This is a genomic window from Geodermatophilus amargosae (assembly GCF_041028265.1).
Classification (GTDB): domain Bacteria; phylum Actinomycetota; class Actinomycetes; order Mycobacteriales; family Geodermatophilaceae; genus Geodermatophilus; species Geodermatophilus amargosae_A.
Window position 1 is genome coordinate 214,042 of sequence record NZ_JABGCW010000003.1, and the last position, 15,211, is coordinate 229,252.

At 73.4% G+C, this 15,211-nt stretch carries 14 protein-coding genes; 9 read left to right on the forward strand and 5 right to left on the reverse strand.

Going from position 1 to position 15,211, the window contains the following annotated elements:
* Positions 1-9: 9 nt before the first annotated feature.
* The 3 genes from HLV61_RS04340 to HLV61_RS04350 form a co-directional block, all read right to left on the reverse strand.
* Positions 10-1,260, reverse strand: a complete 1,251-nt coding sequence (locus HLV61_RS04340) for a sarcosine oxidase subunit beta family protein (protein WP_369253160.1) — start codon at positions 1,258-1,260, stop codon at positions 10-12.
* A 220-nt stretch (positions 1,261-1,480) separates the two neighbouring features.
* The gene (locus HLV61_RS04345; RefSeq protein WP_369253161.1) at positions 1,481-2,602 is read right to left on the reverse strand and encodes an aromatic ring-hydroxylating oxygenase subunit alpha; all 1,122 of its coding nucleotides are present in this window, start codon (positions 2,600-2,602) and stop codon (positions 1,481-1,483) included.
* Between the two features lie 186 nt (positions 2,603-2,788).
* Complete coding sequence (locus HLV61_RS04350) at positions 2,789-3,580, reverse strand: IclR family transcriptional regulator (RefSeq protein WP_369253162.1); 792 nt, start codon at positions 3,578-3,580, stop codon at positions 2,789-2,791.
* Between the two features lie 128 nt (positions 3,581-3,708).
* On the opposite strand from HLV61_RS04350, the gene HLV61_RS04355 reads away from it, so the two are divergent.
* Together HLV61_RS04355 and HLV61_RS04360 are read left to right on the forward strand one after the other, a co-directional pair.
* Positions 3,709-4,029 (forward strand): bifunctional 3-phenylpropionate/cinnamic acid dioxygenase ferredoxin subunit, encoded by a 321-nt coding sequence (locus HLV61_RS04355; protein WP_369253163.1) that lies wholly within the window; start codon positions 3,709-3,711, stop codon positions 4,027-4,029.
* Positions 4,026-5,198, forward strand: a complete 1,173-nt coding sequence (locus HLV61_RS04360; protein WP_369253164.1) for an NAD(P)/FAD-dependent oxidoreductase — start codon at positions 4,026-4,028, stop codon at positions 5,196-5,198. Before HLV61_RS04355 ends, HLV61_RS04360 begins: the two co-directional genes overlap by 4 nt.
* Here the strand turns inward: HLV61_RS04360 and HLV61_RS04365 are convergent.
* Complete coding sequence (locus tag HLV61_RS04365) at positions 5,175-6,317, reverse strand: MFS transporter (protein WP_369253165.1); 1,143 nt, start codon at positions 6,315-6,317, stop codon at positions 5,175-5,177. The genes HLV61_RS04360 and HLV61_RS04365 overlap by 24 nt on opposite strands.
* 87 nt (positions 6,318-6,404) lie before the next feature.
* Here HLV61_RS04365 and HLV61_RS04370 point away from each other — a divergent pair, with 87 nt between their 5' ends.
* Positions 6,405-7,016, forward strand: coding sequence for a TetR/AcrR family transcriptional regulator (locus tag HLV61_RS04370; RefSeq protein ID WP_369253166.1), 612 nt, complete (start codon positions 6,405-6,407; stop codon positions 7,014-7,016).
* 3 nt (positions 7,017-7,019) lie between these two features.
* On the opposite strand, the gene HLV61_RS04375 is transcribed toward HLV61_RS04370, so the two are convergent.
* On the reverse strand, positions 7,020-8,798 hold the full coding sequence (locus HLV61_RS04375) for a BCCT family transporter (RefSeq protein ID WP_369253167.1): 1,779 nt from the start codon (positions 8,796-8,798) through the stop codon (positions 7,020-7,022).
* A 465-nt stretch (positions 8,799-9,263) separates the two neighbouring features.
* Here HLV61_RS04375 and HLV61_RS04380 point away from each other — a divergent pair, with 465 nt between their 5' ends.
* From HLV61_RS04380 to HLV61_RS04405, 6 genes are all read left to right on the forward strand, one after another.
* Positions 9,264-9,584, forward strand: coding sequence for a YbjQ family protein (locus HLV61_RS04380; protein WP_369253168.1), 321 nt, complete (start codon positions 9,264-9,266; stop codon positions 9,582-9,584).
* Between the two features lie 169 nt (positions 9,585-9,753).
* Positions 9,754-10,329 (forward strand): hypothetical protein, encoded by a 576-nt coding sequence (locus tag HLV61_RS04385; protein WP_369253169.1) that lies wholly within the window; start codon positions 9,754-9,756, stop codon positions 10,327-10,329.
* Positions 10,330-10,482: 153 nt separating this feature from the next.
* Complete coding sequence (locus tag HLV61_RS04390) at positions 10,483-11,766, forward strand: ABC transporter substrate-binding protein (protein WP_369253170.1); 1,284 nt, start codon at positions 10,483-10,485, stop codon at positions 11,764-11,766.
* A gap of 40 nt (positions 11,767-11,806) precedes the next feature.
* Complete coding sequence (locus HLV61_RS04395; protein ID WP_369253171.1) at positions 11,807-12,796, forward strand: carbohydrate ABC transporter permease; 990 nt, start codon at positions 11,807-11,809, stop codon at positions 12,794-12,796.
* Entirely contained in the window at positions 12,793-13,638 is an 846-nt protein-coding gene (locus HLV61_RS04400) for a carbohydrate ABC transporter permease (RefSeq protein WP_369253172.1), read from the forward strand. Before HLV61_RS04395 ends, HLV61_RS04400 begins: the two co-directional genes overlap by 4 nt.
* A 105-nt stretch (positions 13,639-13,743) precedes the next feature.
* Entirely contained in the window at positions 13,744-15,147 is a 1,404-nt protein-coding gene (locus HLV61_RS04405; protein WP_369253173.1) for an FAD-binding oxidoreductase, read from the forward strand.
* Positions 15,148-15,211: the final 64 nt, after the last annotated feature.

The window sequence follows — 15,211 nt, forward strand, 5'->3', positions numbered from 1 at the left end:
GGCGACGGCTCAGTGGGCGACGGCGGCCGCGCCGTGCTCGTCGACCAGCGCCCCGGTGACGAAGCGGTCGAGGGTGAACGGCGCCACGTACGGGTGGAGCTCGCCGTGGGCGATGGTGTGCGCCAGCGCCGAGCCGATGCCGGGCGTGGCCTTGAACCCGCCGGTGCCCCAGCCGCAGTTGAGGTAGAGGTTGTCGTAGGGGGTCCGCCCGACGATCGGTGAGGCGTCGGGGCTGACGTCGACGATGCCGCCCCAGGTGCGCAGCAGGTGCGCCCGCGCGAACACCGGGAAGAGCTCGACCGCGGCGGCCATCTGCCGCTCGATGACGTGGAAGGCGCCCCGCTGGCCGTAGCCGTTGTACGAGTCGACACCGGCGCCCATGACCAGCTCGCCCTTGTGCGCCTGGGAGACGTACACGTGCACCGCGTTGGACATGACGACCGTGGGGTGCACCGGCTCGAGCAGCTCGGAGACCAGCGCCTGCAGGGGGTGGCTCTGGACCGGCACGCGGATGCCCAGCATGTCGGTGAGCACGGAGGTGTGGCCGGCCGCGCACAGGGCGACCGTGCCGGCGGAGATGGTGCCGCGGGTGGTCCGCACCCCGGTGATCCGGTCGCCGTCGGTGTCGAACCCGGTGACCTCGCAGTCCTGGATGAGGTCGATGCCGGCCTCGTCGGCCCGGCGGGCGAAGCCCCAGGCCACGTAGTCGTGCTTGGCGATGCCGGCGCGCGGCTGGTAGGTCGCCCCCAGGACCGGGTAGCGGATGTCGGTCGAGGTGTTGACGACCGGGCAGATCTTGCGGACCTCGTCCGGCTCCAGCCACTCGGCGTCGATGCCGTTGAGCTTGTTGGCCTCGACCCGGCGCACGCTGTCACGGACGTCCTGGAGGGTGTGGGCGAGGTTGAGCACGCCGCGCTGGCTGAACAGGATCGGGTAGCCGAGGTCCTCCTCGAGCCCCTCCCACAGCTTCAGCGCGTGCTCGTAGATGGCCGAGCTCTCGTCCCACAGGTAGTTGGACCGGATGATCGTGGTGTTGCGGGCCATGTTGCCGCCCGCCAGCCAGCCCTTCTCCAGCACCGCCACGTTCGTGATGCCGTGGTCCTTGGCGAGGTAGTGCGCCGTGGCCAGGCCGTGCCCGCCGCCGCCGACGACCACCACGTCGTAGGACCGCTTCGGCTCCGGGCTCCGCCAGAGGGAGTCCGGGTGCTCCGGCAGGTCCGCGCCGGGGGTGCGTGGGGGGCGGGAGGGACCGGGCCTCATCGGGGGACCTCCGTCAGATCGGGATGGAACGGGTGGCGGGCGGGCGACCGGACGACCGTGCCCGTGCCCCTCGCCGAGTTGCTTTCCGCGAGACTGGTATATCAGTCGTGCACCACGGTATGTCCGGAGCTCCTCGGGGTCAAGGGGTGCGCCGTGCGCTCGACCGCGGACGCCTCCTGCGGTCCGGGGACGCGCTCCCCGGCCGCCGGCCGGACCCGGCTCAGTCCGACAGGCGCCGCGTCAGCCAGTCGTGGAACTCGCCGATGTGGTGCTCGGACGGGACCAGGACGCCGCCGTTGGCGTAGGCCCGGGACGACATGGACGGCTGGGTCCGCTCACAGGCCTCGAAGTCCTGCTCGTTGACGCGGTGGAACAGCTCCACCGACCGGGACACGTCCCTTCCGGACTCCACCACCTCACGGCTGTACAGCCAGTCGCACTCCACGACCGTCCGATCGGCCGACACCGGGTACATGCGGTGGAAGATGACGTGGTCGGGCACCAGGTTGACGAAGACCGTCGGCCGGACGGTGATGGCGTAGTAGCGGCGGTCCTGGTCCTCCGCGACGCCGGGGAGCTTGTCGAAGCCCTCGCTGCCGTCGACGGTGAACCCCCGGACGTCCCCACCGAACTCCGCGCCGTGCCCGACGTAGAACTGGGCGGCGTAGCCGTCCGCGAACTCCGGGAGCACCTCGGTGAGTTCCGGGTGGATGGTCGCGCAGTGGTAGCACTCCATGAAGTTCTCGATGATGAGCTTCCAGTTGGCCTTCACGTCGTAGGTGATGCGGCGGCCCACCGTGAGCGAGTCCAGCTCGTAGCGGTCGATGGACTCCAGGTCCCCGAGGCGCTCGGTGATCGTGCCCATGACGTCGTGCTCGAACGAGGGGGGCTCGTCGGCGAGGGAGACCCAGGCGTACCCCAGCCACTCCCGCAGGTGCACCGGCACCAGGCCGTAGCGCACGCGGTCGACGTCGGGCATCTTCGTCAGGTTCGGAGCCGCGATCAGCTTGCCCTCGAGGTCGTAGGTCCAGGCGTGGTACGGGCACTGGAAGGCCCGCCGGACCTCGCCGGAGTCGTCGGTGCAGATCTGCGCGCCGCGGTGCCGGCAGATGTTGAGGAAGGCGCGCAGCTGCCCGTCCCGGCTGCGGACCACCAGCACGCTCTCCCGGCCGACGTCGACCTTCCGGAACCTCCCGGGCGTCGGCAGGTCGGCGGAGCGCACCGCGCAGAACCACATGGTCTCGAAGACCCGGGCCTGCTCGAGGGCGAAGACGGCCGGGTCCGTGTAGTAGTGGCCCGGCAGCGTGGAGATGAGGCTCGCGGGCAGTTCGGTGGTGGTCATACGGCACCTCGAGGTTCCGTCGGCGGTCCGGGGACGCCGGAGGGTCGGACGACGCATGCGTGCGCCACGCCACGGTCGTCGCCCGTCGGCAGCGCTCCGGACGACCGATGTGTTGCAAATTACACAGCGGCTCGCGCAGAGCGCAACAGTCCGTCGTGTCTCGCGGCGCCTGGCGGCCCCGCGGGGCTAGCCGAAGAAGCCGAGCCTCCTGGCCATCTCGTCGGCCCCCGAGACCACCCGCCGGGCCAGCCGGGGGAAGTCCTCCACCCCCATGCGGAAGGACGGCCCCGAGACGCTGAGCGCGGCGACCACGTCCCCGTCGGCGCCGCGGACGGGCGCGGCCACGGCGTTGAGCCCGACCTCGTACTCCTCGGCGGTGGCCCCCCAGCCCTGCTCGACGATCCGGTCCAGGTGCTGCTGCAACACCTCGGGATCGGTGATCGTCGAGGCGGTGAAGCGCGGCAGATCGCGGGCGAGCACGTCCTTGCGGACGGCGTCGGGAGCGTGGGCCAGGAGCACCTTGCCGCTCGAGGTGGCGTGCAGGGGGGTGCCCTGTCCCACCCAGTTGTGGGTGCTGAGTGCCGCCGGCCCCCGGGCCTGGCTGACGTTCACCGCCCGGTCGCTGTCCAGGATGGCGATGTTGACCGTCTCCTCGAGGTCGACGGCCAGCGTCTCGCAGACCCGCCGCCCCTCGCGGGCGATGTCGAGCTGAGCGGCGGCGGCACCGGCCAGGCGCACGACACCGAAACCCAGCCGGTACTTGCCCCGGTCGGCGAGCTGCTCGACGAAGCCCCGGCTCTCCAGCACCGCGACGAGTCGGAACGCCGTCGACTTGTGCACCCCGAGCTCGGCGGCCACCTCCGTGACGCCGGCCTCCCCCTGCGCCGCCAGGATCTCGAGGACGCTGAGGGCTCGGTCGACGGACTGCACCGCGGCGACCGAGTTCCGCTCCCCGTGCGCACCCTGCGGCTCAGCCATGGCGTCAGCGTAGGTGGCCGCTGCACGGGGCGGGCCGTCCTCTTGACGGGGTCACCCCTTCGGCCCATGCTGTTGCGCTATCGGCACAGCGTTGCGTTCTTCGCAACATCAGCGAGCCTGGAGCGTCCATGATCCCGGTCTGCCCCACGACGGCGCTGCCGCCCGGCGAGGCGATCCGAGTCGAGGCCGACGAGCCCATCGCGGTCTTCAACGTCGACGGCGACCTCTACGCCATCGACGACACGTGCACCCACCAGGACGCGTCGCTCGCTGACGGCTGGCTGGACGGCTGCACCGTGGAGTGCCCCCTGCACGCCTCCTGCTTCGACCTGCGCACCGGGAAGGTCTCCGGTCCGCCGGCCAAGGCACCGGTCCGCACGCACCGGGTCGTCGTGCAGGACGGCATGGTCTACGTGCAGGCGGAGCCCGCCGCCGACGGTGTCGCATGAGCCGCACGATCGCCGTCGTCGGGGCCTCGCTGGCCGGCCTGTCGGCTGCACGCGCGCTCCGGGAGCAGTCCTACGACGGCCGCGTCGTCGTCATCGGCGACGAGCCGCACGCTCCCTACGACCGCCCGCCCCTGTCCAAGGAGTTCCTGGCCGGCGCGGCGTCACTGGACGACATCGCCCTGGGCGCGCCCGACGACGAGGACCTCGGGCTCGAGTGGCGGCTGGGCACCCGGGCGGTCGGGCTGGACCACGTCACCCGCTCGGTGCTGCTGGACGACGGCACGGAGATCCGGGCCGACGGCGTCGTCCTCGCCACCGGCGCGCGCGCACGACGGCTGCCCGGCGACGAGGGTCTCGAGGGCGTGCACGTGCTGCGGTCCCTGGACGACGCGATCTCGCTGCGCGCGGACCTCCTGGCCGCCGGACGTCTCGTGGTGATCGGCGCCGGCTTCATCGGGGCGGAGGTCGCCTCCACGGCCCGCGGACTCGGGCTGGAGGTGACCGTCGTCGAGACCCAGCCGGTTCCGCTCGCCGCGCCGCTGGGCGCCGACGTGGGCGCGGTCTGCGCCGAGCTGCACGCCGACCACGGCACCCGGCTGCTGACCGGCACCGGGGTCGCCGGGCTCGTCGGCACCGGCAGGGTCGAGGCCGTGGAGCTCACCGACGGCACGAGGCTGCCCGCCGACGTGGTGGTCGTGGGGATCGGCGCCGTCCCCAACATCGACTGGCTCGCCCACTCCGGCGTGGCCCTCGGGAACGGCGTCCTCACCGACGCGTGCGGGGCCACCAACATCCCCGGCGTGGTCGCCGCCGGGGACTGCGCCGCGGCGTGGTCGGCCTCCGCGGACCGGCACGTCCGCGTCGAGCACTGGACCACTGCGCTCGAGCAACCGGCCACGGCGGTCGCCACGCTGCTGGGTACCGGCGCACCGGCGCCCACCCCGGTCCCCTACTTCTGGTCCGACCAGTACGGCGCCCGCATCCAGTTCGCGGGGACGCGCCGCGAGGGGGACGTCGCCCGCGTGGTGGAGGGCAGCTGCGCCGACCGCAGCTTCCTGGTGGTCTACGAGCGCGACGGGCACCCGGTGGCCGTCCTCGGGATGAACCAGCCCCGCCTGTTCACCCGGTGGCGCCGGCACCTGCGCTCAGCGGTGCCGACGCCGCCCTGACCGTCCGGCCGGCGTCCGGCCACGAGCACGAGGAGCCGCGAGCGCGGCGGCCGACAGCAGACCCGCGGCGGCGACGAGGGGAACCGGTGCGCCGGCGGCGTCGGCGAACGCGCCGAGGAGGGCGGCACCGGCTGCCTGGCCGACGGTCAGTGCGATGAACAGCAGAGCCGTCGCCTGCGCGCTCGCCTCCGGCGCCAGCCGGCCGGCCCAGACGATGAGCACGCCGCTCAGGGCCACGAAGCCGCTGCCGAACAGCGCCACGGCCCCTGCGGCGACCACGATCGAGCCCGGCTCCCAGGCGAGCAGCACCGTGCCGACGGCGGTCGTCGCCGCCGAGATCCGCCAGGTGGCGGCCAGGCCGGCTCGGCGCACGACGCTCCCGCTCAGGCCCCCGAGGAGGGCGGCTGCCCCGAGCAGGCACCACAGCAGCCCGGTGGCCTGGGGGGACAACCCGCTCCGGGCCGTCACGTCCGGTCCGAACGTCCACACGCCGGCCCCGCCGGCCCCGGCGAGCAGACCGGCGGTCAGCGGACGGACGAGGCGCGACGGCCGCAGGCCGGAGCCCGGCCGGCCGGGGTCGGCCGGGGGTGGGCACCAGCACGCGGACCGGTCGGCCCACCAGGTGACGAGCAGCGCAGCGCCGGCGAAGCCGAGCCACGCCCAGCGCCACTCCGCCGGCCAGGCGAGGACCACCAGGCCACCCGCGACCACCCCGGCCCCCGTGCCGCTGTTCACCACCGTCTGCGACCGGGGCTCGGCGGACCGGGGCACCGTGCCCGCCACCGCGGCCACCAGCGCCGGACTGGCGGCTCCCGCGCCGCTGCCGGCGACGAGTGCCCCGACCGCCAGGACCGGCGTCCCCTGCGCGGCGGCGACGACGAGCGCACCCACGGCGGCGGTGGTCCCGGCCGACCACAGGGCACGGCGCGCCCGCCCACGGTCGACGAGGTGGAGGCCCACGACGGCGGCGGCGCAGTAGGCCAGACAGCCGCCGGCGGCGATGGAGCCGGCGGTGCCGGAGGTCAGCCCCAGGTCGGTCCGGAACTGCGGCAGGTAGAGGCCGAAGCCGTACCGCGTCAGCCCGTAGGTCACCGCGATCACCAGCAGACCACCGACCACCACCGGCCCGTGCGGCGCACGTCGACCCGGGAGCTCGCACACCGGCTGTAACGATCGTTCTGCCATAACGATCGTTATGCTAGAGCCGTGCCCAGGGATGCCGCCAGTCGACCGGTCCGGGAGCGCCTGCTCGACGCCGCCGGCGAGCTGTTCTACGAGTACGGGATCGCCGCGACCGGGGTGGACGCCGTCCTGACCCGGGCCCGCGTGGCTCCGGCGACCCTGTACGCGCACTTCTCGGGCAAGGACGGGCTGGTGGCGGCCACCCTCGAACGCCGCTTCCGGCAGTGGCAGGCGGTCTGGGACGAGGTCCTCGACGAGCGGACCGACCCGGTCGACCGGCTGCTGTCGGTGTTCGACGCGGTCACGCGGTACCGCGCGGTCGAGGGCAACCGCCGCGGGTGCGCGTTCCTCGCCGCCGCCACCGAACTGCCGCCGGGCCACCCCGGCCAGCAGTGGCTGGCTGCCGACTCCCGGCTGCTGACCGAGCGGCTCCACGACCTGGCCGGGGCCGCCGGCGTCGCAGACCCCACCGCGGTCGCCGACGGCCTGCTGGCCCTCTACGACGGAGCACTGGCCCGCCTGGCGCGCCAGGCGGCCACGTCGGGACTGGACACCGGCGACCCGCTGCACCGCGCGCGGCGGATGGCGGCCGACTGGCTGGCCGGGCAGGTGCGCCCGGTCCAGCCCTCCGGCTGAGCGCTAGACGCGCGGATCCGACGGCCGGCCCATCGCCTCCGCCCTGGGCTGGCTCTGCGCGGGGACGGACGGGCCGCCTCCGGCATCCGCCACGAAGTTCCCGCTCGGACCCACCGGCAGCTGGCCGCTCGCCTCCCGGCTCGCCGGAGGCGGCTGTCCCGCCCCCGCCGCGGTGTCCGACGGCGGTCTCGGCGTCTCCTCCACGACCAGGACGAAGTCGTCGCCGTGGCGCTTGATGCCGTCGACGACGGCCTTCTCGATGGCCAGGGTGGCGTAGTTGCCGCGCAGGACGATGGGATCGCGGCGGAGGTCCTTGACCAGGCTCACGGCCATCGCCGCCATCACCAGCGCGAAGGGCAGGGCCGCGATGATCGTCAGGTTCTGCAGCCCCGTCAGGGCCGCACCGTCCTCGCCCAGGAGCAGCATGATCGCTGCGACGGAGCCCATCACGACGCCCCAGAAGACGACCACCGAGCGGCTCGGTTCCAGGGTGCCGCGCTGCGAGAGCGACCCCATGACGATCGAGGCCGCGTCCGCACCGGACACGAAGAAGATCGCCACGAGGACCATCACGAGCACGGTCGCGGCGGTGCTCAGGGGGTACTGCTCCACGACGGCGAACAGCTGCCCCTCCGTGGTGCCCTGACCGGCGACGTCGAGGCCGTCGCGCTGGGCGGCGATCCCGGCCCCGCCGAAGACGGCGAACCACACCAGGCTGACCAGGCTGGGCACCAGGAGCACGCCGGTGACGAACTGCCGGATGGTGCGCCCCCGGCTGATGCGGGCGATGAAGAGCCCGACGAACGGCGTCCAGCTGATCCACCACGCCCAGTAGAAGACCGTCCATCCGCTCAGCCAGGCGGCCATCGGGTCCCCGCCGGTGGCCTCCGTGCGCGCGGCCATCGCACCGAGGTCGGAGAAGTAGCTCCCGACCGCGTCGGGGATCAGGTTGAGGATGAAGATCGTCGGCCCGGCGACGAAGACGAACACCGCGAGGACGAGGGCCAGGACCATGTTGGTGTTGGAGAGCCACTGGATCCCCCGGGCGATGCCGGAGACGGCCGAGGCGACGAAGGCGGCGGTCAGCACCGCGATGATCCCGACCAGGATGCCGTCACCGACGCTGCCGAACCAGCCGAGGATCTGCACCCCGCTGCCGATCTGCAGGGCACCCAGGCCGAGGGAGGCCGCCGATCCGAAGAGCGTCGCGAAGATCGCCAGGACGTCGATGACCCGCCCGGCCGGACCGGCGGCGCGCCGCTCACCGAGCAGCGGGATGAACGCCGAGCTGATCAACTGACGGCGTCCCCGCCGGAACGTGCCGTAGGCGATGGCCAGCCCGACGACGGCGTACATGGCCCACGGGTGCAGCGTCCAGTGGAACAGCGTGGTGGCCATCGCCGTCTGGATGGCCTGGGACGACTCGGCCTCGGTGGTGAGCGGCGGCGGCGAGACGTAGTGCGAGAGCGGTTCGGCGACCCCGAAGAACATCAGGCCGATGCCCATGCCGGCACTGAACATCATCGCGATCCACGAGATCGTGCGGAACTCCGGCCGCTCGTCGTCCCGGCCCAGGGGGATGCGGCCGTACTTGCTGGCCGCCAGCCAGATCACGTAGATCACGAAGGCCGACGCCAGCAGCACGAACAGCCACCCGAGGTTGCCCGTGACCCAGCCGAGGACCGAACCGCTCACGGTGCCCAGGCCCGTGGGCGTGGCGAAGCCCCAGACGACGAAGCCCAGCGCCATGGCCGCGGCGATGGCGAACAGGACCCTGTCCACCGCCCAGTGGCGGTCGGCGACACAGGGTGGCGGTTCTGCGAGGGCGGGGTGGACCCCCGTCACCGAGACCTCCGTGACCCTGATCGTGGCGGTCGACTCCCCCGCCCGACCGGCTCCACCGCCGGGCGCGGAGTGGTCCTCCGGGACCTCCGGCCGGTCCTGCCGGCGAGGAGGCCGGACGTGTTCGCTGCGCGGTTCCTCCATGACACTCCCCTAACGTGTTGCGTCATTCGAGACCGACTTCGCATGAGGGAACCAGACGGCTCTCCGTCGGACAAGGGCCGGAAGTGACCCACGTCACGATCCTCCCGCGATGCGCACGGGCGTGACAGGGGTGACCCGCGGTCGCCGGATCACGGAGCGGGCCGGCCGGCCCATGAGGCAGGGCCGGGCCACTGGTGCCGCCCGCCGCCCTGGCGGACGCTGCGAGGAGGACACCGAGCGACCGCGAGGGAGCGTGATCCCGTGCTCATCACGACGACGAACGACGTCCCGGGCCACCGGGTCGAGGAGGTGCTCGGCGAGGTCTTCGGGTTGACCGTCCGCTCGCGCCACGTGGGTGCCCAGGTCGGCGCGGCGATGAAGTCGCTGACCGGAGGAGAGCTGAAGGGCCTGACCCGGAACCTGGAGGAGAGCCGGCAGGAGGCCCTCGAGCGACTGACCGCCGCCGCCGCGGCCAGAGGTGCCGACGCCGTGCTGGCGATGCGCTTCGACACGACGGAGATGGGCGGCACCTGGAGCGAGGTCTGCGCCTACGGGACCGCGTGTCGGCTGGCCCGGCTCTGAGGAGTCCCCCCAGCACACCTCCTGCCGCTCAGGGGCCGCAGGCGGCGCCGGGGGACGACCGGGAGGACCTCGGTCCCTGGACGTGCGAGCGCGGCCGCTGCCAGGGTCGGCCGCGCCGGCCGCCCAGCGCTGGGGCGGGTCGGGTCGGGTACGGACCGGGAGGGGCGGGGTGGACCTGAGACGCGCGCGTCCGTGGGCCCGCGCGGCCGGGGTCACCGGGATGGCCGCCAACGTCCTCCTGGTCGCCTTCTACGCCGTCGAGGCGGGCCGCACCCGGGTCCTGCCCGTGTCGCTCGGGTCGGCCAACGACGTCGTCGGGTCGGTCGGCACGGCGCTGATGGTCCCGGTCGTGCTCGCGGTGAGCCCGAGCCGCTGGACCCGGCGACTGGGGCTCGCCGCGACCGGTGTGCTCACCCTCGCCGGACCGGCGCTGGTGCTCGGGGTCGTCCCCTCCCGCGTGCAGATGCCGGTCGCCCTGGGCGCGTTCCAGGGCCTGGCCGGCTGGATGCTGCTGAGCAGCCGTGGACGGCGCGGGACGCTCCCGCACGAGGTGACCCGGCTCGGCGGGCTGTCCGGCGGCGCGGTGCTCGCCGGCGGCGTGGTGGCCGGCGCCGGGCTGCTGCTGCCGGAGCGGTCCGCCCTGCGGCGGGCCGCCCTCGCGGTCGGCGGTGGGGCGGCCGCCCTCGGCGGGCTCGCGATGCCGCTGTGGTTCCTGCGGCTGGGCCGGGCGGTCCTCCCGCTCTGAACGGCGCTCCCGGTACGGGACGGACGGCGCCTCGGGACCGAGGGTGCCGCGAGACGGACGGAGTCGTTTCCTTGACGCGCGTCCGACCGCGACGGACGATTCGCCTTCCGCGCTCCGCGCGGTCTCGGACGACGTCGTCGAAGGGCCCCACACGTGCGCATCTCCCCGAAGGTCCTGCTGGGTTCGGCGGTGTGTCTGCTGGTGACGGCGTGCACCGGGCAGACGGGGGCGTCCGACGAGGGCGGGGGTGGGGGCGGCGGCGGCGGCGCCAACACGCTGCGGTACCTGATCGAGCAGCTCGAGGACGCCGACGAGCTCAGCCGGCTCGAGGAGCACCTCGCCGACTTCGAGGAGTCCTCGGGCATCGACGTCGAGGTGCAGCAACTCGACATCGACACCATGCGCACGGTGCTGCAGACCCAGCTGCGTGCCGAGGACGGCCCGGACGTCATCAACTGGGGATCCGGCCCCGGCTCCGGTGGCGCCCTGGCGGACGCCGGGCTGCTCTACGACCTCACCGCCGCCTACGAGGAGAACGGCTGGGAGGTCTACGACTTCGCCAAGGAGCGGGTGACCTACGACGGCAAGGTGTACGGCATCCCGGGCGAGATGGAGACCGTCGGGCTCTACTACAACACCCAGGTCCTCGCCGACCTGGGCATCGAGCCGCCGCGCACCCTCGACGACCTCCGCGCCGCGTGCCGGACCATCAGCGAGGCCGGCCTGATCCCCATGGCCCTCGGTGACCAGGAGGGCTGGCCGGGCGGCCACCTGCTGAGCATGGCGCTGTCGAGCGCCCTGGGCCCCGACGGCATGCAGGCGCTGCTGGCCGGCGAGGGGTCCTGGGAGTCGCCGGAGGTCGTCGACGCGCTGACCTTCTGGCAGGAGGCCAACGACAACGGCTGGCTGGGCGAGTCACCGGTCTCGATCGACTACGACACGATGACGGCGCAGTACATCTCCGGCGAGGCGGCGATGATCCCCACCGGCAGCTGGTTCGTGAACGACCTGGCCGTCGGCGCCGACTTCGAGTCCGGGTACGTCCCCTTCCCGGCCCCCGACGGCGAGGGCGTCTTCTCCAGCGGCCTGGGCTCCGGTCCCTTCGTCGCCGCGAACACCGACAACCCCGAGGGCGCGATCCAGCTGCTGGACTTCCTGGCCTCCGAGGAGCACGGCCAGTGGACGGTGGAGAACCTGCAGCAGATCCCGCCGCGGCCCGTGGACACCACGGGGCTCGACGTCGACCCGCTGCTGGCCCAGGTGCTCGACCAGGTCTCCACGCTGTCCGAGGGCGGCGGCGAGCTCGGCTACAACATCGACGTCCTCATGCCCGAGGCCTTCAACGACACGATGTTCGACGGCGTGCAGGCGGTGCTCACCGGCCAGTCGACGCCGGCCGAGGTGGCGGCCTCGCTGCAGGCGGCGTCGCAGCAGTGAGCGGCGGCGTCCTCCGCGCCGTCCGCGCCGGGGTGCCGGCGTGACCGCGACGCCGGCTCCCACCGTCACGGCGACGCTGCCCTCGCCGGGGAGGTCGGGCCGGCGGGGACGCCGACCGGGCCGTGCCGGGGTCTCCGGGGCCACCCGCCGCCAGCAGGCCCGCCTCGGCGTGCTCCTGGTGGCGCCGGCGGTCGCGCTGATGCTCGTCTTCCTCGTCTTCCCGGTGCTCAACTCCGTCTACTACGTCTTCGTCGACTTCGACGGCCTCGACACCACGCCGCCCTGGGTGGGGCTGGGCAACCTCACCGAGCTGGCCCAGGACTCGCAGATGTGGGCGGCCGCGTGGAACAACGCCATCTGGATCGTCATCGGCACCATCGGACCGCTCGTCATCGGCCTCGGGCTGGCGCTGCTGCTGTGGGGGGTGCGGCGTGGTTCGACCTTCTACCGAGTCGTGTTCTTCCTGCCCTACGTGCTGCCGCAGGTGGCGGTCGGCGTGGTCTGGGGCTGGATCTACGCGCCCACCCGCGGCTGGCTCAACCGCGGGCTCGAGGCGGTCGGGCTCGACGGGCTGACCCGCGGCTGGCTGGGCGACCCGGGCACCGCGCTCTACGCGGTGATCGCCACCGCGGTCTGGGCCTCCACCGGCTTCGTCTTCGTGATCATCCTGTCGGCGCTGCGCAACGTCGACAACGAGCAGGTCGAGGCGGCGACGCTCGACGGGGCGGGCTACCTGCAACGGCTGCGGCACGTGGTGCTCCCGCAGATCATGCCGGTGTTCCTCATGGTCACCGCGCTCACGCTGATCGGCGGCTTCGCCGTCTTCGACCTCATCTTCGTGATGACGGGCGGCGGTCCGGCGAACGCCACCGAGGTGCTGGGCACCTACGCCTACAGCAACGCCTTCCAGCTCAGCCGGATCAGCTACGGCACGACCCTCGCCCTGGTGGTGACGGCCCTGGCCGTGCCGGTGGCGGTGTGGCTCGACCGGCTGCAGCGGCGGGCCTCGATCGAGGAGCGCGGGGCGTGACCCGGCCGAGGCGGACGTCCGCGTCCGGCCGGTCCGGGGTCGGGCGCACCCTGGCGCTCGGGCTGCTCGCCCTGATCACGGTGTTCCCGGTGATCCTCGTCGTGTCCACCACCCTGAAGAGCAACCAGGACGTGCGGTCGAACCCGTTCGGCCTGTTCAGCTCCTTCTCGCTGGAGAACCTCGAGACCGCCTGGACGGTCGGCAACTTCGACGACTACCTGCTCAACAGCCTCCTGCTCAGCGTCCCGAGCACGCTGATCGTCGTCGTCCTGTCGACCATGGCCGGCTACGCGTTCGCCCGGCTGCCGTTCCCCGGCCGCACGGTGTCGTTCTACGTGGTGGTCTTCGGCCTGCTCGTGCCGTTCTTCGCGTACATGGTCCCGCTGTACTTCCAGATGCGGTCGATGGGCCTGCTGGACAGCCTGATCGGGGTCAACCTGGTGCTGGCCACCACGCAGCTGTCCTTCGGCGCCTGGTTCATGCGGGCCTTCTTCTCCGACCTGCCGGGCGAGCTGGAGCAGGCGGCCCGCATGGACGGTGCCAGCGAGTGGCAGCTGTTCCTGCGCATCATGGTGCCGCTGGTGACCTCCGGCATGGGCGCGCTGGCCGTGTTCACCTTCCTGCAGCAGTGGAACAACTTCCTGGTGCCGCTGCTGTACATGCCCGGCGGGGAGTACCGCCCGCTGACCCTGGGCCTCTACCTGTTCATCGGCGGGCGCTCGGTCGACATCGGCCCGCTCGCCGCCGGCACGCTGATCACGATCCTCCCGGTGGTCGTGCTGTACGTCGTCCTGCAGCGCCAGGTCACCCAGGGGTTCCTGTCCGGAGCCGTCAAGGGCTGAGCGGCCCGGGTCGAGCACCGGCGTTGGAGCGGGGTTGGAGGCCACCGCTGCACCGTTCGACCACCCCGGCACCCGGCCGCGGCGCCGACCGGACGGAGCCTCCCCATGACCCTCTCCCCGCCGGAGTCCGGCGTCCACGACCCGGCCCGACTGCTGCGGTCGCTCGGCGCGCTGCCCGCCGGAGCGCTCGCCCTCCCCGCGGACGAGGCCTACCGCGCGGTCACCTCGCTGAGTCCCTCCGGCCCGTGCGAGCCGTGCGCGGTGGTCACGCCGGCCACCGCCGCGGACGTGGCGGCCGTCGTCCGGGCCGCCGGGGCCTCGGGTCTGCGTGTCGCCGTCCGCCGGACCGGTCACGGCGCCGTCCCGGTCGCCGGGGACACGGTCCTGGTCTCCACCGCGCTGCTCGACGAGTGCGCCGTCGACGTCGAGCGGCGGTCGGCGCGCATCGGTGCCGGGACCACCTGGCAGCAGGTGCTGGACGCCGCGACACCGCACGACCTGGCGCCGGTGTGCGGTGCGGCTCCCGGCATCGGCGTCGTCGGCTACCTCACCGGCGGCGGCATCGGCCCGCTCGCCCGCACCCACGGGGTCTCCAGCGACTACGTCCGCGCGCTGGAGGTCGTCACCGGCGACGGGCAGCTGCGCCGGGCCACCCCCACGGAGCACCCCGACCTGTTCTGGGGTCTGCGCGGGGGCAAGGCGACGCTGGGCATCGTCACCGCGGTCGAGGTCGACCTCGTCCCGCTGGCGAGCGTCTACGGCGGCTGCCTGTGGTTCGACGGTGCCGACGCGCCGGCCATCCTGCGCGCGTGGCGCCGGCTGTGCGAGGACCTCCCCGAGGAGGGGACGACGTCGCTGGCCCTGATGCACCTGCCGCCGCTCCCGCACGTCCCGGCGCCGCTGGCCGGGCGCCGCACCGTCGCCGTCCGCTTCGCCTGGACCGGGGCGCCGACCGACGCCGACCGGCTGCTCGCGGACCTGCGCGCCGCCGCGCCGCCGGTGGCCGGCGACGTCACCGTCCTGCCCTACGCGGCGATCGGCTCGATCCACGCCGACCCCGTCGAGCTGCTGCCGACGCGGGAGCACACGCTGCTGCTGTCCTCGTTCCCGCAGGAGGCCGCCGACGCCCTGCTGTCCGCCGTGGGCGCGGACAGCCCGCAGACGATGGTCGAGCTGCGACAGCTGGGCGGCGCCGTCGCGCGGGCGCCCCGGCACCCCTCCGCCGTCTCCCACCGCGACGCCGCCGTCAACGTCTTCACGGTGGGGATGCCCTCGTCGGGCGACCCCGCAGCCGTCGACCGGCACGCCGAACGGGTCCTGGACGCCCTGACCCCGTTCGCGTACGGCGGGACGCTCGCCAACTTCAGCGCCGATGACTCCCCGGCGGTCGTCGCCCGCTCCTTCTCGCCGGCCGCCCTGCGGCGGCTGACCGCGCTCGGTGACCGGTACGACCCGCACGGGGTCCTGCGCACCGGTCAGGTCGCCCGCTCGCCGCTCGCCGGCAGCTGACCTGGCCGGTGCCGTCCGTCGACCGGCCGAGGGCTTGGAGCCGGATTGGAGCGCGGTCCACGAC

Coding starts and splice junctions, on each gene's coding strand:
- HLV61_RS04355 (WP_369253163.1), top strand. CDS start 3,709: ATGATCCCGGTCTGCCCCACGACGGCGCTGCCGCCCGGCGAGGCGATC.
- HLV61_RS04340 (WP_369253160.1), bottom strand. CDS start 1,260: ATGAGGCCCGGTCCCTCCCGCCCCCCACGCACCCCCGGCGCGGACCTG.
- HLV61_RS04350 (WP_369253162.1), bottom strand. CDS start 3,580: ATGGCTGAGCCGCAGGGTGCGCACGGGGAGCGGAACTCGGTCGCCGCG.
- HLV61_RS04345 (WP_369253161.1), bottom strand. CDS start 2,602: ATGACCACCACCGAACTGCCCGCGAGCCTCATCTCCACGCTGCCGGGC.
- HLV61_RS04360 (WP_369253164.1), top strand. CDS start 4,026: ATGAGCCGCACGATCGCCGTCGTCGGGGCCTCGCTGGCCGGCCTGTCG.
- HLV61_RS04405 (WP_369253173.1), top strand. CDS start 13,744: ATGACCCTCTCCCCGCCGGAGTCCGGCGTCCACGACCCGGCCCGACTG.